The 24366-nt window shown below is 65.7% G+C and carries 19 protein-coding genes; 13 read left to right on the top strand and 6 right to left on the bottom strand.

The features are described from left to right. The first annotated feature begins 16 nt into the window (after positions 1-16). Both ACIPHN_RS20440 and ACIPHN_RS20435 read left to right on the top strand, forming a co-directional pair. Positions 17-1198, top strand: a complete 1182-nt coding sequence (locus ACIPHN_RS20440) for an NnrS family protein (RefSeq protein WP_400439371.1) — start codon at positions 17-19, stop codon at positions 1196-1198. A gap of 220 nt (positions 1199-1418) precedes the next feature. Next, on the top strand, positions 1419-3149 hold the full coding sequence (locus ACIPHN_RS20435) for a methyl-accepting chemotaxis protein (RefSeq protein WP_400439368.1): 1731 nt from the start codon (positions 1419-1421) through the stop codon (positions 3147-3149). 10 nt (positions 3150-3159) lie between these two features. Here the strand turns inward: ACIPHN_RS20435 and egtB are convergent, their stop codons facing one another. Continuing rightward, the gene (gene egtB, locus ACIPHN_RS20430) at positions 3160-4515 is read right to left on the bottom strand and encodes an ergothioneine biosynthesis protein EgtB (protein WP_400439365.1); all 1356 of its coding nucleotides are present in this window, start codon (positions 4513-4515) and stop codon (positions 3160-3162) included. 46 nt (positions 4516-4561) lie between these two features. Beyond that, the gene (gene egtD, locus ACIPHN_RS20425) at positions 4562-5539 is read right to left on the bottom strand and encodes an L-histidine N(alpha)-methyltransferase (protein WP_400439362.1); all 978 of its coding nucleotides are present in this window, start codon (positions 5537-5539) and stop codon (positions 4562-4564) included. Between the two features lie 267 nt (positions 5540-5806). Here egtD and ACIPHN_RS20420 point away from each other — a divergent pair, with 267 nt between their 5' ends. Continuing rightward, positions 5807-7663: an ABC transporter transmembrane domain-containing protein gene (locus ACIPHN_RS20420; RefSeq protein WP_400439359.1), complete on the top strand. Its 1857-nt coding sequence runs from the start codon at positions 5807-5809 to the stop codon at positions 7661-7663. A gap of 49 nt (positions 7664-7712) precedes the next feature. After that, positions 7713-8831 carry an NADH:flavin oxidoreductase/NADH oxidase gene (locus ACIPHN_RS20415; protein WP_400439356.1) on the top strand — a complete coding sequence of 373 codons (1119 nt, stop codon included), beginning with the start codon at positions 7713-7715 and terminating at the stop codon, positions 8829-8831. Positions 8832-8894: 63 nt separating this feature from the next. On the opposite strand, the gene ACIPHN_RS20410 is transcribed toward ACIPHN_RS20415, so the two are convergent. Beyond that, the gene (locus ACIPHN_RS20410) at positions 8895-9536 is read right to left on the bottom strand and encodes a DedA family protein (protein WP_400439353.1); all 642 of its coding nucleotides are present in this window, start codon (positions 9534-9536) and stop codon (positions 8895-8897) included. Between the two features lie 284 nt (positions 9537-9820). Here ACIPHN_RS20410 and ACIPHN_RS20405 point away from each other — a divergent pair, with 284 nt between their 5' ends. Then, on the top strand, positions 9821-10150 hold the full coding sequence (locus ACIPHN_RS20405) for a hypothetical protein (RefSeq protein ID WP_400439351.1): 330 nt from the start codon (positions 9821-9823) through the stop codon (positions 10148-10150). A gap of 100 nt (positions 10151-10250) precedes the next feature. Here the strand turns inward: ACIPHN_RS20405 and ACIPHN_RS20400 are convergent, their stop codons facing one another. After that, positions 10251-10955: a GntR family transcriptional regulator gene (locus ACIPHN_RS20400; RefSeq protein WP_400439348.1), complete on the bottom strand. Its 705-nt coding sequence runs from the start codon at positions 10953-10955 to the stop codon at positions 10251-10253. Between the two features lie 480 nt (positions 10956-11435). Here ACIPHN_RS20400 and ACIPHN_RS20395 point away from each other — a divergent pair, with 480 nt between their 5' ends. From ACIPHN_RS20395 to ACIPHN_RS20360, 8 genes are all read left to right on the top strand, one after another. Further along, a complete protein-coding gene (locus ACIPHN_RS20395; RefSeq protein WP_400439345.1) occupies positions 11436-12707 on the top strand; it encodes an ABC transporter substrate-binding protein in 1272 nt (423 codons plus the stop codon). Between the two features lie 88 nt (positions 12708-12795). Further along, positions 12796-13671: a branched-chain amino acid ABC transporter permease gene (locus ACIPHN_RS20390; RefSeq protein ID WP_400439343.1), complete on the top strand. Its 876-nt coding sequence runs from the start codon at positions 12796-12798 to the stop codon at positions 13669-13671. Positions 13672-13687: 16 nt separating this feature from the next. Further along, complete coding sequence (locus ACIPHN_RS20385) at positions 13688-16210, top strand: ATP-binding cassette domain-containing protein (RefSeq protein ID WP_400439340.1); 2523 nt, start codon at positions 13688-13690, stop codon at positions 16208-16210. Positions 16211-16237: 27 nt separating this feature from the next. Then, positions 16238-17023, top strand: coding sequence for an SDR family oxidoreductase (locus ACIPHN_RS20380; RefSeq protein WP_400439337.1), 786 nt, complete (start codon positions 16238-16240; stop codon positions 17021-17023). 12 nt (positions 17024-17035) lie between these two features. Further along, positions 17036-17968, top strand: coding sequence for a 3-hydroxyacyl-CoA dehydrogenase (locus ACIPHN_RS20375; RefSeq protein WP_400439335.1), 933 nt, complete (start codon positions 17036-17038; stop codon positions 17966-17968). Between the two features lie 433 nt (positions 17969-18401). Further along, positions 18402-19337 (top strand): 3-keto-5-aminohexanoate cleavage protein, encoded by a 936-nt coding sequence (locus ACIPHN_RS20370; protein WP_400439332.1) that lies wholly within the window; start codon positions 18402-18404, stop codon positions 19335-19337. 165 nt (positions 19338-19502) lie between these two features. After that, the gene (locus ACIPHN_RS20365) at positions 19503-20474 is read left to right on the top strand and encodes a thymidylate synthase (protein ID WP_400439329.1); all 972 of its coding nucleotides are present in this window, start codon (positions 19503-19505) and stop codon (positions 20472-20474) included. A gap of 46 nt (positions 20475-20520) precedes the next feature. Then, on the top strand, positions 20521-21582 hold the full coding sequence (locus ACIPHN_RS20360; protein ID WP_400439326.1) for an NAD(P)H-dependent flavin oxidoreductase: 1062 nt from the start codon (positions 20521-20523) through the stop codon (positions 21580-21582). Between the two features lie 22 nt (positions 21583-21604). On the opposite strand, the gene ACIPHN_RS20355 is transcribed toward ACIPHN_RS20360, so the two are convergent. Further along, the gene (locus tag ACIPHN_RS20355) at positions 21605-23077 is read right to left on the bottom strand and encodes an efflux transporter outer membrane subunit (RefSeq protein ID WP_400439323.1); all 1473 of its coding nucleotides are present in this window, start codon (positions 23075-23077) and stop codon (positions 21605-21607) included. Positions 23078-23134: 57 nt separating this feature from the next. Continuing rightward, positions 23135-24355 carry an efflux RND transporter periplasmic adaptor subunit gene (locus ACIPHN_RS20350; protein WP_400439320.1) on the bottom strand — a complete coding sequence of 407 codons (1221 nt, stop codon included), beginning with the start codon at positions 24353-24355 and terminating at the stop codon, positions 23135-23137. Positions 24356-24366: the final 11 nt, after the last annotated feature.

The raw sequence follows: 24366 nt of genomic DNA, 5'->3' as shown, positions 1-24366 counted from the left end.
AACGCAGGGGCATCGCATGCAGATCCACAACCCATCCACCGCCGCGCGCTTGCCGGCCATCCTGAGCCTGGCCTTCCGGCCCTTCTTCCTGCTGGGCAGCCTCTGGGCCGCGCTAGCCATCCTCTTGTGGATGGGCATGCTGGGCGGCCATGTCACCCTGCCCAGCCGCTTCGATCCACTCTCCTGGCATATCCACGAAATGCTGTTCGGCTGGATCCTGGCTGCCATCGCCGGTTTCCTGCTCACCGCCATCCCCAACTGGACCGGCCGCCCTCCCGTGCGCGGCGCGCTGCTGGCGATACTGGCCGGCCTCTGGCTGGCGGGTCGCCTGGCCTGTGCCGTCTCGGCGCTGCTGCCCTGGTGGCTGGCCATGGCCGCCGACCTGGCCTTCCCGGTCGCGCTGTGCGCGCTGGCCTGGCGTGACATCATCGCCGCCGGCAACCGCCGCAACCTGCCCATGCCGGTGCCGGTGGCGCTGCTGGCCGTGGCCAACCTGGCCATGCACCTGAAGCTGCACGGCGTCGCCATCCCGCAAGGCCTGGACTGGCGCCTGGCGCTGGCGGCTGTCAGCATCCTGATGTCGGTGATCGGTGCACGCATCATCCCGGCCTTTACGCGCAACTGGCTGCTGTCCCAGCGCAGCAAGCTGCAACCCGGCTCCAGCCGCTGGCTCGACATCAGCGCCACCGCCAGCCTGCACAGCGCCCTGCTGGCCTGGGCCATCTTCCCGCAGGTCCACATCATCGGCGTGCTGCTGCTGGTGGCTGCGGCACTGAACCTGGGCCGGGTACTGCGCTGGCGCGGCAATGCCACGCTGGCCGAGCCGCTGCTGTCGGTGCTGCATCTGGGCTATCTGTGGCTGGTCGCAGGCGCGGCCTTGCTGGGCTTGAGCGTGCTGGGGATGGCCATGCTGCAGGTAGGCGCCATCCATGCGCTCACCGCCGGTGCCATGGGCACCATGGTGTTGGCCGTGATGACGCGTGTCTCGCTGGGCCATACCGGCCGTTCCCTGCGGGCGGATCGGCGTACCAGCCTGATCTATCTGGCCATCAGCGCCGCCGCGCTGTGTCGCATCGCGGCCACATTGATGACGGCCATGCCGCTGCTGCTGAGCTTGTCTGCCTTGTTCTGGATGGCTGCCTTCCTGCTCTTCGTCACACGCTATGGCGCCATGCTGCTCAAGCCACGTCTGGCATAGGCGAGTCTCCCGCCCCCTGCACAAGCGCCCCCGCATCGCAAGGTCCGGGGGCTTTTTCCTGCCGGAAAAAACATCGGGGATGATCTATCTCAGCCCTGCTGTCAACCCCCGCTTTTTTACGTAACCTGTCAGCACTGATAGTATGTAACTCGCTTATCATTGTTTTCCTAGTGCGCCACTACTGCACTCACTCGCATACAGATTTTTCGGGGGGAAAATAATGCGCTTCAGCAATCTCAACATCGCCACACGGCTGGCACTCGCCTTCGCCATCCTGATCGTGGTACTCGCCGGCACCGTCGCCCTCGGCCTGACACGGCTCGCCGACATCAATACCTCGCTCGACCTGGTGGTCAATGACCGCTACAAGAAGATCGCCATCATCAACACCATCTCGGGCAAGGTCGATGACGTCGCCATCGCCTTGCGCAACGAATTGCTGATGACCGATCCGGCACAGATCGCCCAGGAGCAGAAGACCATCGAGACGCTCTCTGAAGAGAACAGCAAGCTCTTCGACGAACTGTCCAGGCTCATCGTCAATCCCGCTGCCCGGGCGCTGCTGGACAAGGTGACTGAAACCCGCAAGGGTTATGCCGCCCTGCGCAAGCAGATCGACGAGACCTATACCAGGGGTGACAAGGAAGCGGCCTCCAGGCTCATGCTTGGCCAGATGGTTGCGCTACAGAAAACCTATTTTTCGCAACTCGATGAACTGGCCAACTTCCAGCAGAAGCTGATGGACCAGTCCGTTGCCGAAGCCACCACCGCCTATGAAAACACCCGCCTGATCATGTTCGTGGCCGGCCTGCTCTCGGCCATCTTTGCCGCCGCGATTGCCTGGGCCATCTCGCGCAGCATCACCCATCCGCTGAACCGCGCCGTGCAGGTCGCCGAGACAGTCGCCGCCGGTGACCTCACGGCCGACATCACCGCCACCTCCACCGACGAAACCGGCCGCCTGCTGCAGGCACTGGCGGCCATGAACCAGAAGCTCAAGGCCATCGTCATGGAAGTGCGGCGTGGTACCGACTCCATGGTCACCGCCTCGACCCAGATCGCCACCGGCAACCTGGACCTGTCCTCGCGCACCGAAGAGCAGGCCAGCGCCCTGGAAGAAACCGCCTCCTCGCTGGAACAGCTGACCTCCAGCGTCAAGCAGAACGCCGACCACACCCGCAAGTCCAGCGAACTGGCCGGCAATGCCAGCCAGATCGCCAACCAGGGGGGTGCTGCCGTCAAGCAGGTGGTGCAGACCATGGGCGCGATCAACGAGTCGTCCCGCAAGATCGTCGACATCATCTCCGTCATCGACGGCATCGCTTTCCAGACCAACATCCTGGCACTGAACGCAGCGGTGGAAGCCGCGCGCGCCGGCGAACAGGGACGCGGCTTTGCCGTGGTCGCCTCGGAAGTGCGCGGCCTGGCGCAGCGCTCGGCCACCGCCGCCAAGGAAATCAAGGCACTCATCAATGATTCGGTCAGCCAGGTCAGCTCCGGCACCGAGCTGGTGGCGCAGGCCGGCACGACCATGGACCAGGTGGTCGACAGCATCGGCCAGGTCAGCCATATCGTCGGCGAGATCTCGGCGGCCACGCGTGAACAGAGCGACGGCATCGAGCAGGTCAATCAGGCCATCATCCAGATGGACAACACCACCCAGCAGAATGCCGCGCTGGTCGAGGAAGCCGCTGCTGCCGCACAGGCCCTGCAGGATCAGGCCCAGCGGCTGCTGGAACTGGTCGACGTATTCCGTCTGGACGATAGCCCGCCGCGTTCGACGGCGCGCGCCATGCCGGCAGCCCCGGCCATCCCTCGCGCCACGGCGCCGGCAACCTCAGTTGCGCCGGCCACCAGGGCCCTGCCCAAGCCGGCGACAACGCCACGCGCCTTGCCCTCCCAGAGCCACCCGTCGCAAGGCGACAAGTCCGAGGACTGGGAGACCTTCTGACACGGCCACCTCACTCCGATGAGACTTCCGCCTGGCGCGCCAGGCGGATGCCGCTGACCTGCCAGCGCGCCGTGGCCGGGAAGAAATTGCGATAGCTCAGCCGCGCATGGTTCAACGGCGTGGCCGAGGACGAGCCCCGCAACACGTACTGGTTCACCATGAACTTGCCGTTGTACTCGCCCACCGCGCCTGAAGCGGCGACGAAGCCGGGATAAGGGGCGTAGCTGCTGCTGGTCCACTGCCAGGCCACGCCGAAGAATTCGCGGCCACTGCCCTGCAGGCGACCGGCGGCGTGCTCCCACTCGGCTTCGGTCAACAGGCGCGCGCCAGCCCAGCGGGCATAGGCATCGGCTTCGTAGTACGACAGGTGGACGGCGGCACGATGCGCCTGCAGGGGCTGCAGGCCGTATTCGGTGAATTCGTGCCAGCCTCCGTCGAGGTCGGCACGCCAGTACAGCGGATGCGACAAGGCCTCGCGATTCTTCCAGTCCCATCCTTCGGCCAGCCACAGGGAAGCATCCTCATAGCCGCCCGCTTCGATGAAGGCCAGGTACTCGGCATTGTTGACCAGGCGCGAGGCGCATTGATAGGCCTCCACGAATTGGCGGTGACGCGGCGTCTCGTTGTCGAAGCAGAATCCCGGACCGGCATGACCGATCTCCACCACGCTGGCGTCGATGTGATGCCATTGCAAGGCCAGCTCGGCCGGGTCATCCAGCAGCATGCCCTCAGCCAGGTTCTGATAGGCCGGCTGCAAGGGATTGAGCGAGAGCAGGATCTTGATGTCGGTAAGCATCAGCTCCTGGTGCTGCTGTTCATGCTGCATGCCCAGTTCCAGCAACTCCAGGAAGTCGGCCAAATGGCCCTGCCCGCTGCCGGGCTGGCCGGCATCGAGCGCATCGATGAGCAGGAGCATGCGCCCATCGACATGCTCGCGATAGGCCAGTACCTGCTCCAGCGAAGGCCGCGTGAGCATGCCGCGCTGCGCACGCGGGAACTTCGCACCCACGCCCTCGTAATAGGAATTGAACAGCACCCGGAAATGCGGATGGAAAGGCGCGAAGCCACTCTGGAATCGCTCCAGCAGGAAGGTCTCGAAGAACCAGGTGGTATGCGCCAGGTGCCACTTCACCGGACTGGCATCGGGCATGGCCTGCACGCAGCAATCCTCGGCCGACAGCGGCTCGGCAATGACCAGCGACTGCCGTCGCAGGCGCCGGTAGCGGTCGCCCAGTTTCTGCCGGTTGCGGTGGTTCAGTTGCTGGACGGCGGCATCGATGACGGCATCGATGGTGGCCGCCGTGGCGGCATCGGTGTCAGGTGAGTCATCCTTGGCTTGCGGTGTTGCGGCGACGAGTGGGGACATGCTTCCTCCTGAACGTCAAATGTTGCGCATGGACAAACCAGCTGCATCAACATGCCTGTGCATGGCACACGGCGAACCAGCGGCGTGCATCGAACCACATCCGGCACTGGCCGAAGCCGGCCTCCTGCAGCAAGGCGCCGATGCCCTGCTCGCTGAACTTGTGGCTGTTCTCGGTATGGATGCGCTCGCCCTGCAGGAAGGTGCGGCGCCCGCCGGCCCAGCGCACGATCAGGTCGCGCCGGGCTTCCAGGTGCATCTCCACACGTTGTTCGGTGTCGTCGTAGAAGGCCACATGACGCCAGTCGCGCGCATTGAAATCAGCCTGCAGCAGGCGATTGACGTGATTGAGCACGTTCAGGTTGAAGGCCGCGGTCACCCCCAGTGCATCGTCGTAGGCGGCCTCCAGCACGCTATCGGACTTGACCAGGTCCAGGCCCAGCAGGATGCCACCGCGCTCACCCGCCGGCGGCAGCGCGGCGCGCAGGCGGCGCAGGAAGGCCAGCGCCTGGTGCCGGTCGAAGTTGCCCAGCGAGGAGCCAGGATAGAAGAACAGGCGATGCTGGCGCGGCACGCTGGCCGGCAGTTCCAGGGTCGTCGAGAAATCCATCGCCAGCGGCTGCATGGGGATGCCCGGAAAACGGCGCTGCAAGCCCTGCACCGACTGCTGCAGGAATTCGGCCGAGATATCCACCGGCACGTACTGGCGGGGTTGCAAGACCTCGAACAGGCCAGCCGCCTTGGCACAATTGCCCGCCCCCAGATCGATCAGCACCGCCCCCGGTCCGACTGCCGCCGCCATCTCATCGCGATAGGCGGCGAAGATACAGGCCTCGGTGCGGGTCGGATAGTATTCGTCCAGGCCACAGATGGCCTCGAAGAGCTTGCTGCCCAGGGGGTCGTAAAAGTACTTGGGGGAAATGGAAGCCTGCGGCGCCGTCAGGGCGCTGATGAGCTCGCTGCGGGCAAGCTCGTCGTCAGAGGGGGATTCCCAGCGGGAAGGAAGGGAAAGGGCGAGTGGGACCAAGCGTATCTCCTTGCCGATGCTGCGGTGGATGGATGCGGCTCCTGCTTGCTGACGTCGACTCCCTGCGGTGTTGCCACTGTAGCAGGGTCACCGGCGCAAGCAATAGGCAGGGAGCAACATTGGCCGGCGGCATGTGCGGCGGCGCTCTTGCAGGATGACAAGCAGCCTGTGCGCCATCTGCCTATACTGATGCCTCTTCCGACTCGGACCACATCAGGTGGTTCAACACGGCAACAAGATTTTCCCTGAGGCAGCACCAGCCACCCGATGACAACCCAGCCCAACGCCATGTCTTCCACGCCCAGCTCATCGACTGATACCCGTCACCACAACGATAGTGCCCCGCACGAGCTACCCGCCGCCCGCAAATCGGCGCTAGCGGCGCTGCGCGGCCTCGTCCCTTTCCTCGCCCCCTACAAGAAGCAATTCCTGCTGGCCGGCCTGGCCCTGCTGGTGGCCGCCGGCGCCACGCTGGCCGTGCCCTATGCCTTCAAGCAGATGATCGACCTCGGCTTTGGCGCCACCGGTGCCAGGAGCACGACCCACATCAACCTCTACTTCCTGGCCCTGTTCGGCGTGGCCTGTGTGCTGGGGGTGGCGACCGCCCTGCGCTTCTACATGGTGTCCTGGCTGGGCGAACGCGTCACGGCCGACCTGCGCAGCGCTGTCTATGCGCACGTGGTCACGCAAAGCCCGGAGTTCTTCGAGACCACCAAGACCGGCGAAGTGCTCTCGCGCCTGACCACCGACACCACCCTGATCCAGACCCTGGTGGGCACCAGCATTTCCATGGCGCTGCGCAATGCGCTGCTGTTCCTGGGCGGGCTGTGCATGCTCTTCATCACCAGTGCCCGCCTGACCTCCATCATCATCGTCATGCTGGCGGCGGTGGTGCTGCCCATCGTGTTCTACGGCCGCCGCGTGCGCAAGCTCTCGCGCGCTTCGCAAGACCGCGTGGCCGATGCCTCGGCCATGGCCGGCGAGATCCTCAATGCCATGCCGACCGTGCAAGCCTTCACGCATGAAGAGATCGAGGCCCGGCGCTTCGGCCAGTCGGTCGAACGTGCCTTCGACACCGCCATGGAACGCATCCGCGCGCGCTCGCTGCTCACCGTGGCAGCCATCCTGCTGGTGTTCGGCGCCATCGTGTTCGTGCTGTGGCTGGGTGCGCATGCAGTCATGCAAGGCAGCATGAGCGGCGGCGACCTCGGCCAGTTCATCCTCTATGCTTCGCTGGTGGCCGGTTCCCTGGGCGCACTCTCGGAAGTCATGGGCGACACCCAGCGTGCCGCCGGTGCCACCGAGCGCCTGCTGGACCTGCTGGCCGCGCGCTCGCCGGTGCAATCGGTGCTGCTGCCCGAAGCACTGCCCCCGCGCACCGCCAACGGCGCCGCCCTGGAGATCAACGGCATCGACTTCCACTATCCCTCGCGCCCCGCGCATCCCTCCCTGGCGCAACTGTCGCTGCAGGTCAAGCCGGGCGAGACGGTGGCCGTGGTCGGCCCCTCGGGCGCCGGCAAGACCACATTGTTCCAGCTGCTGCTGCGCTTCTATGATCCCCAACAGGGCAGCATCCGCCTCGATGGCGTCGATATCCGCTACCTGAACCTGCAGGCGCTGCGCAACGCCATCGGCATCGTGCCGCAGGATACGGTGATCTTCTCGGCCAACGCCATGGAGAACATCCGCTTCGGCCGTCCCGGTGCCAGTGACGACGAAGTGATCGCCGCCGCCCGCATGGCCGCGGCCCATGAATTCATCGAGCGCCTGCCCGATGGCTATCGCTGTTTCCTGGGCGAGCGTGGTGTGCGCCTGTCCGGTGGCCAGCGCCAGCGCATCGCGATTGCACGCGCGCTGTTGAAGAACCCGCCGCTGCTGTTGCTGGACGAAGCCACCAGCGCCCTCGATGCCGAATCCGAACGCTTGGTGCAAAGTGCGCTGGAAGCCGCCATGGTGGGCCGCACCACGCTGGTCATCGCCCACCGCCTGGCCACCGTGCAGCGCGCCGATCGCATCATCGTGCTGGAGCACGGCCGCATCGTCGAGACCGGCACCCACGCCGAACTGGTGGCACAAGACGGACTCTATGCCAGCCTGGCAGCGCTGCAGTTCCAGACCGAGTAGACTGCCGTTTCCTTTTTCCGCCATCCCCGTACCTGACCGGAGTCCTCGCATGAGCAGCCTGTTGTTTTCCCCCCTGACGTTGCGCAGCATCACCCTGCCCAACCGCATCGCCGTCTCGCCGATGTGCCAATACTCGGCCGAGGATGGCTTCGCCAATGACTGGCACATGGTCCACCTGGGCAGCCGCGCCGTGGGCGGCGCCGGGCTGGTGCTCGTGGAAGCCTGCGCGGTCGTGCCGGAAGGCCGCATCACCAGCGCCGACCTGGGCATCTGGAAGGACGAACACATCGCCCCGCTGCGCCGGATCAACCGCTTCATCGAACAGCAGGGTGCCGTACCCGGCGTGCAACTGGCCCACGCCGGCCGCAAGGGCAGCGCCCTGCGGCCCTGGGATGGCCCGGCCGGCAGCGTGCCGCTGGCCGATGGCGGCTGGACACCTGCCGCGCCCTCGGCCCTGCCCTTCGACAGCACCTATACCGCGCCGCATGCGCTGTCGGTCGACGAAATCCAGGCACTGGTGCAGGCCTTCGCCGACGCAGCCCGGCGTGCTCACGCGGCCGGCTTCAAGGTGATCGAACTGCACGGCGCGCACGGCTACCTGGGCCACCAGTTCCTCTCGCCGCTGAGCAACCAGCGCAGCGACCAGTATGGCGGCAGCTTCGAAAACCGCATCCGCTTCCTGCTGGACGTCACCCGTGCCACGCGTGCGGTGTGGCCGGAGGAATTGCCGCTGTTCGTGCGCCTGTCGGCCACCGACTGGACCGAGGGTGGCTGGACGCCCGACGAAACCGTCGCCCTGTCGGCGCGCCTGCGCGCGCTGGGCGTGGACCTGGTGGATGTTTCCAGCGGCGGCAACCTGCCCTCGGCGGCGATCCCGGTCGGCCCCGGTTACCAGACCGGCTTTGCCGCGCGCGTGAAGGCCGAGGCCGGCATCGCCAGTGCGACGGTGGGCATGATCACCGATGCCATCCAGGCCGAGCACGTGCTGCGCACCGGCCAGGCCGACCTGGTGCTGCTGGCACGCGAGCTGCTGCGCGATCCATACTGGCCCCTGCACGCCGCCAGCCAGTTGCGCGAAGACGTGGCCTGGCCGCCGCAATACGTGCGGGCGGCATCGAGCCGCACGCCGCTGAGGCCGGAGGTGTACTACGGCATGCAGCAGGACTGAGCAAGACCGGGCAGGCAAAAAAAAACCATCCGCGAGGATGGTTTTTTTTGCCCTGGGCCGGTATCAGCCGGGACGTCGCTTCTGGCGCAGGTACTCGATGATCCCCGGCAGGATGGAGAGGATCACGATGGCCACGATCAGCAGGCTCAGGTTCTGCTTGACGATGGGGAAGTTGCCGAAGAGGTAACCGGCATACGAGAAACTGGCCACCCAGGCGATGCCGCCGATGACGTTGAAGAGGAAGAAGCGCGAATAGCTCATCGCCCCCACTCCCGCCACAAAGGGCGCAAAGGTGCGCACGATGGGGGCGAAGCGGGCAATGATGATGGCCTTGCCGCCGTGCTTCTCGAAGAAGGCATGGGTCTTCTCCAGATACTCCTTCTTGAAGATGCGCGAATTGGGCTTGTCGAAGACCTTGATGCCCAGCATCTTGCCGATCTGGTAATTGGTACTGTCGCCGAGGATGGCGGCCACAATCAGGGTCAGCACCATCAGATGGATATCGTAGGCGCCGGTCGCGGCCAGCGCGCCGGTGACGAAGAGCAGCGAATCGCCTGGCAGGATGGGTGTGACCACCAGGCCAGTCTCGCAGAAGATGATCAGGAACAGGATCAGGAACAGCCAGGGTCCGTAGGAAGCGGCCAGCTCGGCCAGGTGACGATCGATGTGGACGATGAAATCCACCAGGAACAGAAGAATATCCATGAGGCCAGCAAGAAAGGGAAAGCAGGCATTGTACCAATAGCCCGCACCGCCTCCCGCAAAAACCCGCCGGCCTCCTATCGTGCTGCGCAAACCCTTTTCCCGCGCGGGTTTCAGGCTATCGTCAGCCTTGCAAATATCGGTCTCACGCTTTCTTACCTTTCTTTACCGGGCTCCCCCCGCAAGTTGTGGGGCCGCACTCCGATACCTGATACAAGCGATCGCGCTGCGGTCGTGATGACAGGATTGTTCCCGTTGTGCATTTCCCTGGACCCATGGAGCCGATCATGAAAACCAAACTGCTGAGCTTGCTGGACAAGACCCTGGATGCGCTACCCATGACCGGTGCAGCCATCGGCGTGACGCTGCTGGCCTGCATCTTCTCGGGCGCGCTGCGCGATATCCTGCTGCGCGCCGATCTCGACATGCTGGCCGCGGCCGTGGCGATATTGCCGCTGTCGACCGTCTTGCTGGCCTTCGGCTGGAGCATGCGCGACAAGCCCCGCAAGCCGCGCCAGTCACGTCAATCGCGCTGGCTGCGCGCACCACGCCAGCAGGATCTGGAGCGCCGCAAGGCCCTGCTGCGAGCGACCTATGACCTCGATGACCGCGTCTGATCGCGCCGCTCCAGCTGGCGAACGCGCAAGAAAAAAGGCGTGGCCCCGTATGGTGTATGGCGCCACGCCCTCTCCCCTCTCGCCGGCATGAGCCGGCCCTTCAGTCAGGCAAGCCATCCCCCGCCAGGATCATCTCGGCGGCACTGAGCAGATCTCCCCGCAAGCCTTCGCGCGCCTGTTCAGGCGAGGCCTGGCGCAAGCCTTCCAGCAGGATCGCATGATGGATCAAGGCCGGCGCTTCGGCCAGGCGACGCGAGCCGGCGCGCAGGTCCAGGTTGATCACCGGCCCGACCTGCAGCCACAAGCCCGCGATCAGGTCCACCAGGGTCGGCATGCCCGATCCCTGGTAGGCGGCGAAGTGCAATTCCTTGTTGAGGCGGATGATCACATCCACGTTGGGTTTCTTGCGTTTCATCTCCACGCACAACTGCTCGTGCAGGCGCGCCACTTCCGCCAGGCCGTCGGCATCGATATGCACGGCGGCATGCTCCACCGCCAGCCCCTCCAGCGCCAGCCGGATCTTGAGCAGTTCGCGGAACTTGCCCTTGGTCATCAGCGGCACCCGCATGGCGCGGTTGGGCAGGATCTCCAGCGCGCCCTCGGCGGCCAGCTGGCGCACCGCCTCGCGCACCGGCATGGGACTGGTCCCGAGGGCGTCGGACAAGCCCTTCAGGGTCAGCTTCTGGCCCGGCCGCACCTGACCGGCCTGGATCAGTTCGCACAGGTCGTGATAGACACGCTCGGACAGCGTAGCGTGCTCGATCTTGCGCATGGTGGAGAGGTCGGCGATTAGGTTCTGGTCCATGGCGATACGTGAAAATTTTTTGCGGATTATAGCGGAGGCCATCACGGAGGCCGTCGCGGTAGCCATCGCCGAGGCCATATCGACGGCCCGGCAATGCACCCGGCAACGGTCAGGAAAGAGCGGTTGACGCTAGTGATTCTATCGAATACATTTGATCACATGTCAAATAATTGACATCAGCAGAACAAGAAACGGATCGGCGCGGCGCGATGACAGCGATGGCATCGCGCCGCAGCGGTGACGGCCATCAGGAGACCCCAGCCCATCGTGCGCCTGCCCGGCGCACGCCTCCCACTGCCACACCCCGGATGCGTGAGATCGGCCGCGAGGCCGCTGGTCCTGCTGTGACGACAGGCGGGTAAGGGATGGCATGCGCATCATGCTGGCCTATGCGGTCCCCCTCCCGCCGCCCTGCTCGAACAACCACAACGCAGTTCCCAGGAGACACCGGCCCCGCCGGACATTTAGGAGGATCGCACCATGGAGCAAGACCAGAGCCAGTCCAGCAAGATCGCCTCACCCCGCCGCCGCACCGTCCTCAAGGCCGGCGCAGCAGCAGCCAGTAGCGCCGTACTGGGATTTCCGGCCATCGTCCGGGCCCAGTCCGACAAGATCATCATCGGCCACCTGACCCCGCGCACGGGCTTTCTCGGCCCCATGGGCGAATACGCGGTGATGTGCATGAACCTCGCCGTGGAAGAACAGAACAAGGCCGGCGGCCTGCTGGGCCGTCAACTGACGCTGCTGTCGGAAGACTCGGTGAACCCGCCCACCGCCTCCTCCAAGGCCCAGCGCCTGCTGGAGCGTGATGGCGCGGTGCTGCTGCTGGGCGAGATTTCCTCGGCCTCGGCGCTGGGCATCGCCCAGGTGGCCCAGCGCAACAAGAAACTTTTCATGAACACCGGCTGCAACTCCGACGAATTGCGCGGCAAGAGCTGCAACAAATTCATGTTCCATATCGAGGCGGCCAACTCCACCTATGTGAAAGCCTGTGGCCAACAACTACTGCAGAACGGCCTCATCAAGGGCAAGAAACTCTATGCCCTGACCGCCGACTACGCCTTCGGCCACGACCTGCTGCGCACCGGCAAGGTCTTCGTGGCGGCCAATGGCGGCACCATCCCCAACGATGAACTGGTACCCACCGACGCCACCGACTTCAGCCCCTACCTGCTCAAGATCCGCCAGGCCAAGCCCGACCTGGTGATCTCCAACCTGGCCGGCAACCAGATCACCAACTTCATCAAGCAATACGCCGAGTTCGGCCTGCCCTTCCCCATTGCCGGCTTCGGCTTCGACACCGTGGCGGCCTGGGGTGCCGGCGCCGACAACTTCGCCGGCACCTGGCCCACCACCTGGCACCACGATGTCGATGCGCCCTCGGCCAAGGCCTTCGTCGCCGCCTTCACCAAGAAGTACGGCAAGCCGCCCGAGAACCAGGCCTGGGGCGAGTACGTGGCCTTCCGCTCGGTCGTGCAAGCCATCAGCGAAACCAAGTCGCTGGATACCATGAAGCTGATCGAGTACTTCGAGAAGGGTGCGCCCATCGATGCCCTCAAGGCGCGCAAGGGCGTCTATCGCGCCTGGGACCACCAGCTGCTGCAAGAGATGTACACGCTCTCCCCCAAACCCAAGGGACGCGCCAAGGACCAGTGGGACTTCCTGCAACTGGGTGCGGCGGTGCCAGGACCGGAGGGCTCGCTCGAATCGATCGCCCCGACCATGCAGGAAAACGCCTGCAAGTTCAGCTGAGAACGCCGCTGGCCGGACGTGGCCGTGCGCGCCCGCCCCTGGTGGGCAGCACGGCCACCCTCGCGAACCGCTTCTCATCGGAGCTGCAATGCAAATCGTTTTCCTGGTCGAACAAATCCTCAACGGCCTCCTGGTCGGTGGCTACTACCTGCTCATCGCGCTGGGCCTGTCGCTCATCTTCAGCCTGGGCGGCGTGGTCAACCTGGCGCATGGCGCCTTCTACGCCATCGGCGCCTATCTCGCCGTGGAGATCACCAAACACCTCGGCTTTGGCGGCGCGGTGCTGCTCTCGCCGGTGCTGGTGGCGCTCCTGGGCATCCTGTTCGAGCGCTTCCTGCTGCGCCGTTTCTATGCGGCCGATCCCATCCTGGGCCTGTTGCTGACCTTCGGCCTGTCGATGGTGGCCGAACAGCTGATCCGCATCCTCTGGGGCGCCTCGCCCCTGCCGGCCTCGATCCCGGCGGCCTTCAAGGGCCAGATCATGGTGGGCGACTTCATGTACTCGCGCTATCGCCTGCTGATGCTGGCCATCGTGCTGGTGGCGCTGACGCTGATCTGGCTGCTGCTCAACAAGACCGCCTTCGGCCGCGTGGTACGCGCCGGGGTGCAAAAGCCGGACATGGTGGCGGTGCTGGGCATCCGCCTGCAGCCCTACATGACCGCCATCGTGATGCTGGGCGTGGGCCTGGCCGCCCTGGCTGGCGTGCTGTTCGCGCCGATCTCCGGGGTCCAGCCAGCCATGGGCGCGGAGATCATGACGGCCGCCTTCGTGGTGGTGGTCATCGGCGGCCTTGGCAGCTTCTGGGGCGTGGTGCTGGCCGCCGTACTGGTGGGCGTGGTGCGCGGTATCACCATCCAGTTCTATGCCCCCGCAGGCGAGGCCTCGATGTATTTGCTGATGCTGCTGGTGCTGATCTTCCGCCCGCGCGGCCTGCTGGGCGAGCGCATCGAACGATTCGAATGAGGCCTATGCCATCACCATGAACAAGACCCATCATCCCCTCTGGATCGGCGCCGCCGCGCTGCTCATCACGCCCCTGCTGCTGCCGCTGCTGGGCCTGACCACCACCTCGGCCACCGACGTAGTCATCTACGCCATTGCCGCCATGGGCCTGAACCTGCTGGTGGGCTACACCGGCCTGACCTCGTTCGGCCATGGCGCCTGGTTCGGCGTGGGCGCCTATGCGGCCGCACTGGCGCAGAAATACTGGTTCCCCGGCCAGATCGTGCTGCCGCTGCTGTTCTGCATCGCCTTCATTGCGGTCTGTTCGGCGCTGGTGGGCTTTTTGATCCTGCGCCGGCGCGGCGTGTATTTCTCGCTGCTCACGCTGGCCCTGTCGGCGCTGACCTTCGCGGTGGCCTTCCGCTGGACTGACTTCACCGGCGGCGAATCGGGCCTGGGCGGGGTGACACGGCCGGTGCTGGCCGGCATCGACCTGGACCAGTCGATTCCCTACCTGGCCTTCGTCAGCGTGATCGCCTGGTGCGTGCTGTACTGCCTGCACCGGCTGATCCGCTCGCCCTTCGGCCACACCATCGTGGCCATCCGCGAGAACGAGCAGCGCGCCCGTTTCCAGGGCTACGCCACCATCGTCTACAAGCTGCAGATGTTCATCATCTCGGCCACCGTCACGGGCCTGGCCGGTGCACTGCTGGCCTTCCATCACCGCTTCGCCTCGGCCGAGCCGACCTCGGTGGCCTTCTCGGGCGAGTTGCTGGCCATGGTCGTCATCGGTGGCATGCGCAGCTTCCTGGGGCCGGCGCTGGGAGCGCTGTTCTACATCCTGTTCCGCGAATGCCTGTCGATCTGGACCGAGAACTGGCTGCTCTGGTTCGGCCTGGCCTTCGTCGCCTTCATCCTGTTCTCACCCACCGGGCTGGTGGGTATCTGGCGCCAGTTGCAGCGCCGCCTGCGTCCGCCGGCCGAAGTGGGCGCGGCCATGAGCGCGCGCCAGATCGTCGACGGCCTGCCGCTGCCGGCCTTCCTGCAACCGCCCGCACGGCAGGGCGTGGTGCTGGAGGCGCGCGACATCGAGATCCGCTTCGGCGGCATCCAGGCCGTGAAGAATGCGCAGATCGCCCTGCAGGCCGGCCAGATCCACGCCCTGATCGGCCCCAACGGCGCCGGCAAGACCACCACCTTCAACCTGATCTCCGGCATGTTCGCCCCGCATGGCGGCAGCGTGCTGCTCAACGGCGAGCCCATCCACGGCCTGCCGCCCAGCCAGATCTGCCAACGCGGACTGGCGCGCTCGTTCCAGATCACCAATCTCTTCAAGGGCCTGTCAATCTACGAAAACCTGCGCCTGTCGCTGCAGGCGCGCCATGCCTCGCGCTACAACATGTGGCGCGACATCGACAGCTATCCCGAGATCCACGCCGAGACCGAGGAACTGATGCGTTTCCTCGGCCTCAAGGGCATCGACGACATCGAAGGCGGCGCCCTGTCCTATGGCGGACAGCGACTGGTGGACCTGGGCATCGCCCTGGGTTCCAAGCCGCAGGTCCTGTTGATGGACGAGCCCCTGGCCGGCCTGGCCGCCGCCGAGCGCGAGCGCGTCTCGCGACTGGTGCAGATCATCGCCGCCAACATCCCGGTACTGATCGTGGAGCACGACATCGACCGCGTGCTCGGTTTCTCGCACCAGGTCACCGTGATGAACCAGGGCAGCGTCCTGATGGCCGGCACGCCCGAGCAAGCCCGCGCCGACCAGCGCGTGCAAGAGATCTACACCGGCCACGGCACGCCCCCGGTCACCGGCCGCAGCAGCATCGACACGCAGGAGCGGGCGCAATTGCTGGCCTTCGAAGGCGTCAACGCCTACTACGGCAAGAGCCACATCCTCAACGACGCCAGCCTGGAAGTACGCCAGGGCGAGATCGTCGCCCTGCTGGGCCGCAACGGCGCCGGCAAGTCCACGCTGCTGAAAACGCTGACCGGCCTGCTCAAACCGGCCTCCGGCGCGATCCGCTATGACGGCCGCGACATCGCCGGCCTGTCCGCCCCCGACATCGCCCGCCTGGGCATCGGCTACGTCCCGCAAGGACGGGGCCTGTTCGCCGGCATGACGGTAGCCGAGAACCTGGCGCTGGGCCGGCTGGCACGCAAGAACGACAGCAGCGATGGCGTCGCCTGGAGCGAAGAAAAGATCCTGCACTACTTCCCCCGCTTGAAGGAGCGCCTGCACACCCACGCCGACTTCCTCTCCGGCGGCGAGCAACAGATGGTCGCGGTCGCGCGGGCGCTATCGGGCAACGTCAAGCTGCTGTTGCTGGACGAACCCTTCGAAGGCCTGGCCCCGGCCGTGGTGCAGGAGTTGTTCAGCGTCTTCGACCAGTTACGGCGCGAGGTCTCCATCGTCATCGTCGAACACAACCTGGACCTGGTACTGGCCCTGGCCGACCGCGTCTTCGCGCTGGAACGCGGCGCGGTCTTCCACACCGGCCCCGCCGCACCGCTGCTCACCGACCTGAGCTACCGCAAGAAAATTCTCTGGCTCTGAGCCTCCCCACACCGAAAAGGAATCCTCATGGACCTCAATCTGAAAGACAAGAAAGTCATCGTCACCGCCGGCGCGCAAGGCATCGGCCTGGCCATCACCGCCGCCTTCGTCGAGGCCGGCGCCCAGGTCCACATCTGCGACGTCAGCGAAGACTTCCTCGCCAGCGCCCGCGAACAGTTCCGCGCTGCCCCGGTCAGCCTGAGCCGCACCGACGTCACCAGCGAAAGCCAGGTCGACGCCATGTTCGCCGACCTCGCCCGCCGCTGGGAAGGCCGACTGGACGTGCTGGTCAACAATGCCGGCATTGCCGGCCCCACCCTGCCGGTAGAAGACGTCGACCTGGCCGGCTGGGACCAGACCATAGCCGTCAACCTGACCGGCCCCTTCCTCTGTACCCGCCGCGCCGTACCGATGCTGAAGAAAAACGGCGGCGGCTCCATCGTCAACATCTCCTCGGTCGCCGGCCGGCTGGGCTTTGCGCTGCGCACGCCCTACTCCGCCTCCAAATACGGCGTCATCGGCCTCACCGAGACCTGGGCCATCGAACTGGGCCCGGACAACATCCGCGTCAATGCCGTGTTGCCCGGCGTGGTCGAAGGCGCACGGCAAGAGCGCATCGTCGCCGCGAAAGCGGCCGCCTACGGCATCGACCACGAAGAGATGCGCGCGCGCTTGCTCTCCAAGGTCTCTCTGCGCAAGATGGTCACGGCCGAGGACATCGCCAACCAGATCATCTTCATCTGCTCCCCGGCGGGCGCCTCCATCAGCGGACGCAGCCTGTCGGTGTGCGGCAATGTCGAAGTACTGAGCTGAAAGGAACGCGACATGAGTGAAAAGATCGCCGTGATCGGCGCCGGCCTGATCGGCCGCGCCTGGGCCATCGTCTTCGCCCGCGCCGGCTTCGAGGTCGCCCTGTGGGACGCCGTCCCGCAAGCGCTGCAGGGCTGCCGGCAACTGCTGCAGGACAATGTCGGCGACCTGGCCGCGCATGGACTGATCGACGAAGCGGCCGACGTGGTACTGGCCCGCATCCGCACCGCCGACAGCCTGGCCGACGCCTTGCAGGACGCCATCCTGGTCCAGGAGAACGTCAAGGAGACGGTCGAGGTCAAGCGTGAGATCTTTGCCGAGATGGACCGCCTGGCCGACCCGAAGACCATCCTGACCAGCTCCACGTCATGGATCCCCACCTCGGAATTCAGCGAGCACCTGCCGGGACGGGATCGCATCCTGGTAGCCCACCCGGTCAATCCCCCCTACCTGGTCCCGCTGGTAGAACTGGCCCCGGCCCCCTGGACCTCAAAGGCGACCGTAGAACGCGCGCACGACATCTACACGCGGGCAGGCCAATCACCGGTCCTGCTCAACAAGGAGATCACCGGCTTCCTGCTCAACCGCATCCAGGGCGCGGTACTGAATGAAGCGCTCAATCTGTACGAGAATGGCTACGCCTCGGCGGCCGACCTGGACAAGGTCCTCAAGGATGGGCTGGGCTTGCGCTGGTCCTTCATGGGCCCCTTCGAGACGATAGACCTGAATGCACCGGAAGGCGTGCTCGACTACGCCCGCCGCTACGGCCACACCTACCGGGACGTCGCCAAGACGCAGCCACCGAACGAATGGAAGAGCGAGACACTGGAACGATTGGAGCGGGAGAGGCGCGAAGAGCTACCGGCGGAAAAGCTGGGCGAGCGCGCCCGCTGGCGCGACAACAGGTTGATGGGATTGATCGCGCACAAGCGCAAGCAGAAAAAGTAAGACCCAAAGCCGAAGGCGAGTAAGAGAAAGGGCAAAGCCGAAGGCGAGCCGGAGCCCCCGCGAGGCCGAAGGCGAGCCGGACGGGAAGTCCGCTTCTGCCCCGCCGCGTTGGTGCTGCAAAAAATGGATCAGGAAAATAGTTTGAGCGAAGCGAATCTATTTTCCCCATTTTTTGCAGCGCCAACGCGGGGACCCTCCGAAGGAGGGCGGAGGCAGCAGCGGTCGCCTTCTTTTGCTTACTTTTCTTGGCGAGACAAGAAAAGTGAGCGGCTGCCGGGCCGCCCCCGGCGCTCCGTTCCGACCGGAGAAAGATAAGTATTAAGCTAGAGCGCGGGAAGAAATTCCGTGCAGACTACGTTCTAAAAATCACAAAACCCAAGCGACAATCAAGTCACCCCCAAAAAGCAGAACCAACATCAAAGGAGCACACCCCATGGCCACCAAGCCCAAGAAAGTCATCATCACCTGCGCAGTAACAGGCGCAATCCACACCCCCTCGATGTCCCCCTACCTGCCCGTCACCCCCGAGCAGATCAGGGACGAAGCATTGGCCGCAGCCGAAGCCGGCGCCGCCATCGTCCACCTGCACGCCCGCGACCCGCAGAATGGCAAGCCCACGCAAGACCCGGACGAATTCCGCAAATTCCTCCCCCACATCAAGGAGAGGTCCAACGTAGTCATCAACCTCACCACCGGCGGCGCCCCCACCATGGGCGTAGAAGAGCGCCTGCAACCCGCGCTGCAGTTGAAGCCGGAAGTCGCCTCCCTGAACATGGGCTCGATGAACTTCGGCCTGTACGAAATGCTCAACCGCTTCAAGGACTTCAAGTACGACTGGGAGCAGCCCTACCTGGCCGGCTCGGACGACCGCATCTTCCGCAACACCTTCAAGGACATCGCCTACATCCTCGAATCCTGCAGCGCCAACCAGACCCGCTTCGAGATCGAGTGCTACGACATTGGCCACCTCTACACCGCCGCCCACTTCATCGACCGCGGCCTGATCAAGCCGCCCTTCCTGATCCAGTCGGTATTCGGCCTACGCGGCGGCATCGGCAATGATGTGGAAGACGTCATGCACATGAAGCGCACCGCCGACCGGCTCTTCGGCGACGACTACTTCTGGTCGGTGCTAGGCGCCGGCCGCGGCCAGATCCCGATTGCCACCATGTCAGCCGCCATGGGAGGCCACACCCGCGTAGGCCTCGAAGACTCGCTCTGGGACGGCCCCGGCAACCTGGCCAAGAGCAACGCCGACCAGGTCCGCCGCATCCGCACCGTCATCGAAGCACTCTCGCTGGAAGTGGCCAGCCCCGACGACGCCCGCGCCATGCTGAAACTCAAGGGCGGCCAGAACGTCGGCTTCTGAGCCGCGCCTGTCACCCGAAAAACCGGAGCGCGGCCCGCCGCCTCCGGTTTTTTCATGGCCACATTGCAGCAATGGCAAGGTATTGCGCGCCACTCATGGAAGCCCCGCCGATAGGCTACAATCCCCCATCCTCAGACGGCCTGCGCCATCACCAGAAACATTGCAATGAAACAATACCAAGACCTCATCCGGGACGTCCTTGACAACGGCTCCTGGCAAGACAACCGTACCGGCATCCGCACCCTCAGCATCCCCGGCGCCATGATGCGCTTCGACCTGCAAAAGGGTTTCCCCGCGGTGACCACCAAGCGCCTGGCCTTCAAGTCGGTGGTGGGCGAGCTGTGCGGCTTCCTGCGCGCCACGCGCAGCGCCGCCACCTTCCGCGAGCTGGGCTGCAAGGTCTGGGACCAGAACGCCAACGAAAACGCCGACTGGCTGGCCAACCCCTTCCGCACCGGCACCGACGACCTCGGCCCGGTCTACGGCGTGCAATGGCGCCAGTGGCCCGCCTACAAGCTCATCGACGCCGACCAGACCGCGCAGATCGACGCCGCCCGCAGCAAGGGCTTCGCCATCGTCGCGCCCCTGCAGGAAGACGGCCGCGACAAGATCCTCATGTACAAGGCCGTGGACCAGCTGCGCGAATGCCTGGACACCATCGTCAAGAATCCCGGCAGCCGCCGCATCCTCTTCCACGGCTGGAACTGTGCCGTGCTCGATGAAGTCGCCCTGCCCGCCTGTCACCTGCTGTACCAGTTCCTGCCCAACCAGAGCACCGGCGAGATCTCGCTCTGCCTGTACGTGCGCAGCAACGACATCGGCCTGGGCACGCCCTTCAACCTGGCCGAAGGCGCCGCCCTGCTGCACCTGGTGGCCCGCCTGACCGGCTACAAGCCGCGCTGGTTCAGCTACTTCGTGGGCGACGCCCACATCTACGAGAACCACATCGACATGGTCAAGGAACAGCTCCAGCGCGAGCCCTTCCCGCTGCCCCGCCTGCAGATCGCCGACCGCGTGCCGGACTTCGCGGTAACCCGCGACTATGCGCCGCAATGGCTGGAGCAGGTCGAACCCGCCGATTTCTCGCTGCTGGACTACCAGCATCACGCCCCGCTGACTGCCCCCATGGCGGTCTGACCCACGCCGCCGCATGCCGGGCGGCGTGCGGCCAGAGGAGAGACGCATGCACAACGCCCTGCTGCAACGACTGGGCCTGGCCCATCCCATCATCCAGGCGCCCATGGCCGGCAGTTCCACGGTCGCCATGGCAGCCGCCGCCTCCAACGCCGGCGCACTGGGTTCGCTGGCGCTGGGTGCCAGCAATGCCAGCCAGGCGCGCGAGGCGCTGGCGCAATTGAAGGCGCTCACCGACCAGCCCTATAACGTCAATTTCTTCTGCCATCAACCGGCGGTGCTGGATGCCGCCCGCGATGAAGCCTGGCTGCGCCACCTGCGCCCCTTCGTCGACGAATTCGGCGGCACCATCAGCGCGCCCCTGAAAGAGATCTACCAGAGCTTCGTGGTCGATACCAACATGCAGCAACTGATGCTGGAGCAGCCACCGGCGGTGGTGAGCTTCCACTTCGGCCTGCCCGCGCCCGCGGTGATCCAGGCGCTCAAGCAGGCCGGTGTCTTCCTCATGGGCAGCGCCACCAGCCTGGACGAGGCACGCCAGGTGGAAGCGGCCGGACTGGATGCCATCGTCGCGCAAGGCATCGAGGCTGGCGGCCATCGCGGCATCTTCGATGAACAGGTCGATGAGGAAATCGGCACCTTCGCCCTGGTGCGCCTGCTGGCCCGCCATTGCCGGCTGCCGGTGATTGCCGCCGGCGGCATCATGGATGGCCAGGGCATTGCCGCCGCCCTGCAACTGGGCGCGCAGGCGGTGCAGATGGGCACGGCCTTCCTGCTCACGCAGGAATCCAATGCCAATGCCGCCTACCGCGACCTGCTCAAGAGCCCGCGCGCGGCGCACACCCGCGTGACGGCAGCGATCTCGGGCCGGCGTGCACGCGGCATCGTCAACCGCTTCATCAGCGAGATCGACACCGCAAGCAAGCCCCCCATCCCCGCCTATCCGGCCACCTACGACGCCGGCAAGCAGTTGCATGCCATGGCCTCGGCCAAGGGCGACCACGGCTTCGGCGCGCACTGGGCCGGACAGGGCGCGGCCCTGCTGCGCGACGGTCACACGACGGCCGGGCTGATCGACTTGCTGGTACAGGAGTGGCAGGCCGCCCGCTGAGGCGGCCGAAGGCAAAGGCAGATCAGGAAACGGTCGCGGCGTCCCCGGGCGCCTGCTGGTCTTGCCAGCCGCCGCCCAGTGCCTTGTAGAGCGAGACCGTGGCCTGCAGGCGCTGCAGCTTGATCTGGCCCAGCTGGTTCTGGGCTTCGGACAGGGTGCGCTGGGTATCGAGCACCACCAGCAAATCCTCGGCGCCGGCGCGATAGCGGATCTCGGCCAGCTCGAAGGCGAAACGTGCCTGGTCGACTTCGCCGACTTTCAAGCGATAGCGCTCTTCCAGGCTGCGGATCGCCCCCAGCGCCTTTTCCACCTCGGAGAGCGAGGTGATCACCCGTTGCCGGTACACCTGCACCAATTCCTCTTTCTGGGCGATGGCCAGGTCGCGCTGGTTGCGCAGCTTGCCGCCATCGAAGATGGGCGCGATCAATCCCGCCCCCAGGCTGGCAAAGAGATTGGGGCCATCAAACAGCGACAGCAAGGCGCTGCTCTGCGCCCCGGTCGAGCCGGTCAGGGTGATGCTGGGGAACAGCGCCGCGCGCGCCACGGCCACATTGGCATTGGCGGCGGCCAGATTGGCTTCGGCGGTGCGAATGTCGGGACGGCGCATCAGCAGTTCTGATGGCAGGCCGGCCGAGATGCGCGGCATCTGGATCTTCGCCAGGCCAGTTTCCTCGACCTTGAAATTCTGTGGCGGACGGCCCAGCAGGATGGCCAGCGCCGTCTGCGCATCCTGCGCCTGCTGCTGCAGGTCCGGGATCAGCTGGCGCTGGTTGGCCAGGGCCGAGCGCTGGCGCGCCAGGTCCAGCGGCGAGGCCGAGCCTGCGCGGCTTTGCGCCTCCACCAGGCGCAGCACGCGCTCGGCGTTGTTGACGTTCTGGCGGGCGATCTCCAGGCGGTCGCGCAGCGACAGCACCTGCAGGTAGGTGGAGACGATGCCGCTGGTGACCGTCAGCGCCACCGTCTCGCGGTCATAGCGGTTGGCACGCAGGGTGGCTTCGGCGGCATCGAGTCCGGCTCGGTTCTTGCCCCAGAAATCGATCTCGTAGCTCACCTGCAGGCTGGCATTGGCGGTCGTGGTCGGGGTGCCGCCGGAGATAGGCATCTCGCGCGTGGCGCCGGCCGACAGGCCCGCATTGGGCAACAGCGGCGCACCGGCGATGCGCGCTTGCGCCTCGGCCTGCTTGACGCGCGAATAGGCGGCGGCGATCTCGTAGTTGTTGCGCTGGCCCTCCTCCACCAGTTGCGACAACTCGGTGCTGCCGAACTGCTTCCACCAGTCGGTATCGGGCCACAATTGCTCGGCGTTGGCGGCATCGGCCGGAGCAGCGCCGCCCCACTTGTCGGGCACCTGCATCTCCAGGATGGGATCGCCCTGCACCTCGCGCGTGGCGCAGCCACCGATGGCCAGTGCCAGCGTGAGCGCCAGCGCCAGACGGGTCAGGGTCGGGGCCGGAAGAAAAGAAGAAACTCGCGGGTGGGGACTACGCAATGTCATAAGCTTGACCAACAGAAAAAACGGCCGCCCGGCCGGGCCTCTACTCTACACCCTCGCTCAGGGCTGGCGCGCCGGTGCCGACGCCGACGCCGACGCCGCCGATGCCGGATTGGCCGGCAACAGCACCTGCTCGCCTTCCTTCAGGCCCGCCAGCACCTGGGCGCGCTCGCCATCGCGGATGCCGATCTTGACCTTGCGCGCCTCCAGCGTGCCATCGGCCAGCACCACCTTCATGGTCTGGGTGCCATCCATGCCGGGCTTGGCCACCAGCGACAGCGGAATGGTCGGCACATGCTCGGCCCGCGCCAGCACGAAATAGACATCGGCGCTCATGCCGCTCATCAGCTCACGGCTGGGATTGGCCACATCGAAGAACACCGTGTAGAAGGCCTTCTTGCCATGCCGGCCCGAGTCGTCGGTGGGCAGCAGCATGATCTGGCGCAGCTTGCCGCTCCAGCGCTTGCCGGGATAGCCGGGCGTGGTGAAGTAGGCGGTCATGCCTTTTTGCAGGCGGGTCACGTCTTCCTCGGCCACCGGCACCTGCACGGTCATGCGCGAGAGATCGGCGATGCGCAGCAGCGCCTCCTGGTTGGCCGCCACCATCTGGCCGGGACGCGCATTGAGCGTGACCACGGTACCGTTGCTGGGGGCTTCGATGCGGGTCTGCTTCTGCACGGCCTCATCCTCGCGGATGGAGCCCTCGGTCTGCTGGATCTGGGCGTTGGTGGCGTCCACCCGGGCCGCTGCCGCGTACATGTTCATGCGACTGGATTCGTAGGATTCCTCGCGGGTGGCGTTCTCGGCCTTCAACTGGGTCTGGCGCTGGAACTGCAGCTGGGCGAAGTCGAGCTGGGCGTTCTGCCCGGCCAGCTCGGCCTTCAGGCGGGCCAGGGTGGCACGGTTGTTCTCGATGCGGCCGTTCTGCACGGCCGGTGCCACGGTGACCAGCAGGCGTCCGGCCTTGACGGCCTCGCCGATGACCACGTCGACCTCGGCAATCTGGCCGGCCACCTTGGAGCCGACATCCACGTAATCCTGGGCCACCACGTTGCCGGTGGCATTGACCACCTGCTCCAGGTCGCCGCGTGCTACCGCTACCGTCTCCAGCTTGACCGGAATCGGCTTGGGCGCGGGCGGTACCGGTTGCTGGCGCGAATACAGCCAGAACCCGCCGCCCAGCACCACTACCAGCGCGACGCCGCCCCACCAGGCGCCCTTGCGGGCAGGCGTGGTGGCGGTGGCAATGGCATGGGGTAGTGGGTCGTGCGGCTCGGTCATGATCGCTAGCG

Source organism: Herbaspirillum sp. NPDC087042, from assembly GCF_044745245.1.
GTDB lineage: Bacteria > Pseudomonadota > Gammaproteobacteria > Burkholderiales > Burkholderiaceae_D > Herbaspirillum.
This window is presented reverse-complemented; position numbering and strand designations above follow the sequence as displayed.

Bases quoted from the DNA above. Each gene is read 5' to 3' on its own strand.
- ACIPHN_RS20440 (WP_400439371.1), top strand. From the start codon at position 17: ATGCAGATCCACAACCCATCCACCGCCGCGCGCTTGCCGGCCATCCTG.
- ACIPHN_RS20435 (WP_400439368.1), top strand. From the start codon at position 1,419: ATGCGCTTCAGCAATCTCAACATCGCCACACGGCTGGCACTCGCCTTC.
- egtB (WP_400439365.1), bottom strand. From the start codon at position 4,515: ATGTCCCCACTCGTCGCCGCAACACCGCAAGCCAAGGATGACTCACCT.
- ACIPHN_RS20420 (WP_400439359.1), top strand. From the start codon at position 5,807: ATGACAACCCAGCCCAACGCCATGTCTTCCACGCCCAGCTCATCGACT.
- ACIPHN_RS20415 (WP_400439356.1), top strand. From the start codon at position 7,713: ATGAGCAGCCTGTTGTTTTCCCCCCTGACGTTGCGCAGCATCACCCTG.
- ACIPHN_RS20410 (WP_400439353.1), bottom strand. From the start codon at position 9,536: ATGGATATTCTTCTGTTCCTGGTGGATTTCATCGTCCACATCGATCGT.
- ACIPHN_RS20405 (WP_400439351.1), top strand. From the start codon at position 9,821: ATGAAAACCAAACTGCTGAGCTTGCTGGACAAGACCCTGGATGCGCTA.
- ACIPHN_RS20400 (WP_400439348.1), bottom strand. From the start codon at position 10,955: ATGGACCAGAACCTAATCGCCGACCTCTCCACCATGCGCAAGATCGAG.
- ACIPHN_RS20395 (WP_400439345.1), top strand. From the start codon at position 11,436: ATGGAGCAAGACCAGAGCCAGTCCAGCAAGATCGCCTCACCCCGCCGC.
- ACIPHN_RS20390 (WP_400439343.1), top strand. From the start codon at position 12,796: ATGCAAATCGTTTTCCTGGTCGAACAAATCCTCAACGGCCTCCTGGTC.
- ACIPHN_RS20385 (WP_400439340.1), top strand. From the start codon at position 13,688: ATGAACAAGACCCATCATCCCCTCTGGATCGGCGCCGCCGCGCTGCTC.
- ACIPHN_RS20380 (WP_400439337.1), top strand. From the start codon at position 16,238: ATGGACCTCAATCTGAAAGACAAGAAAGTCATCGTCACCGCCGGCGCG.
- ACIPHN_RS20375 (WP_400439335.1), top strand. From the start codon at position 17,036: ATGAGTGAAAAGATCGCCGTGATCGGCGCCGGCCTGATCGGCCGCGCC.
- ACIPHN_RS20370 (WP_400439332.1), top strand. From the start codon at position 18,402: ATGGCCACCAAGCCCAAGAAAGTCATCATCACCTGCGCAGTAACAGGC.
- ACIPHN_RS20365 (WP_400439329.1), top strand. From the start codon at position 19,503: ATGAAACAATACCAAGACCTCATCCGGGACGTCCTTGACAACGGCTCC.
- ACIPHN_RS20360 (WP_400439326.1), top strand. From the start codon at position 20,521: ATGCACAACGCCCTGCTGCAACGACTGGGCCTGGCCCATCCCATCATC.
- ACIPHN_RS20355 (WP_400439323.1), bottom strand. From the start codon at position 23,077: ATGACATTGCGTAGTCCCCACCCGCGAGTTTCTTCTTTTCTTCCGGCC.
- ACIPHN_RS20350 (WP_400439320.1), bottom strand. From the start codon at position 24,355: ATGACCGAGCCGCACGACCCACTACCCCATGCCATTGCCACCGCCACC.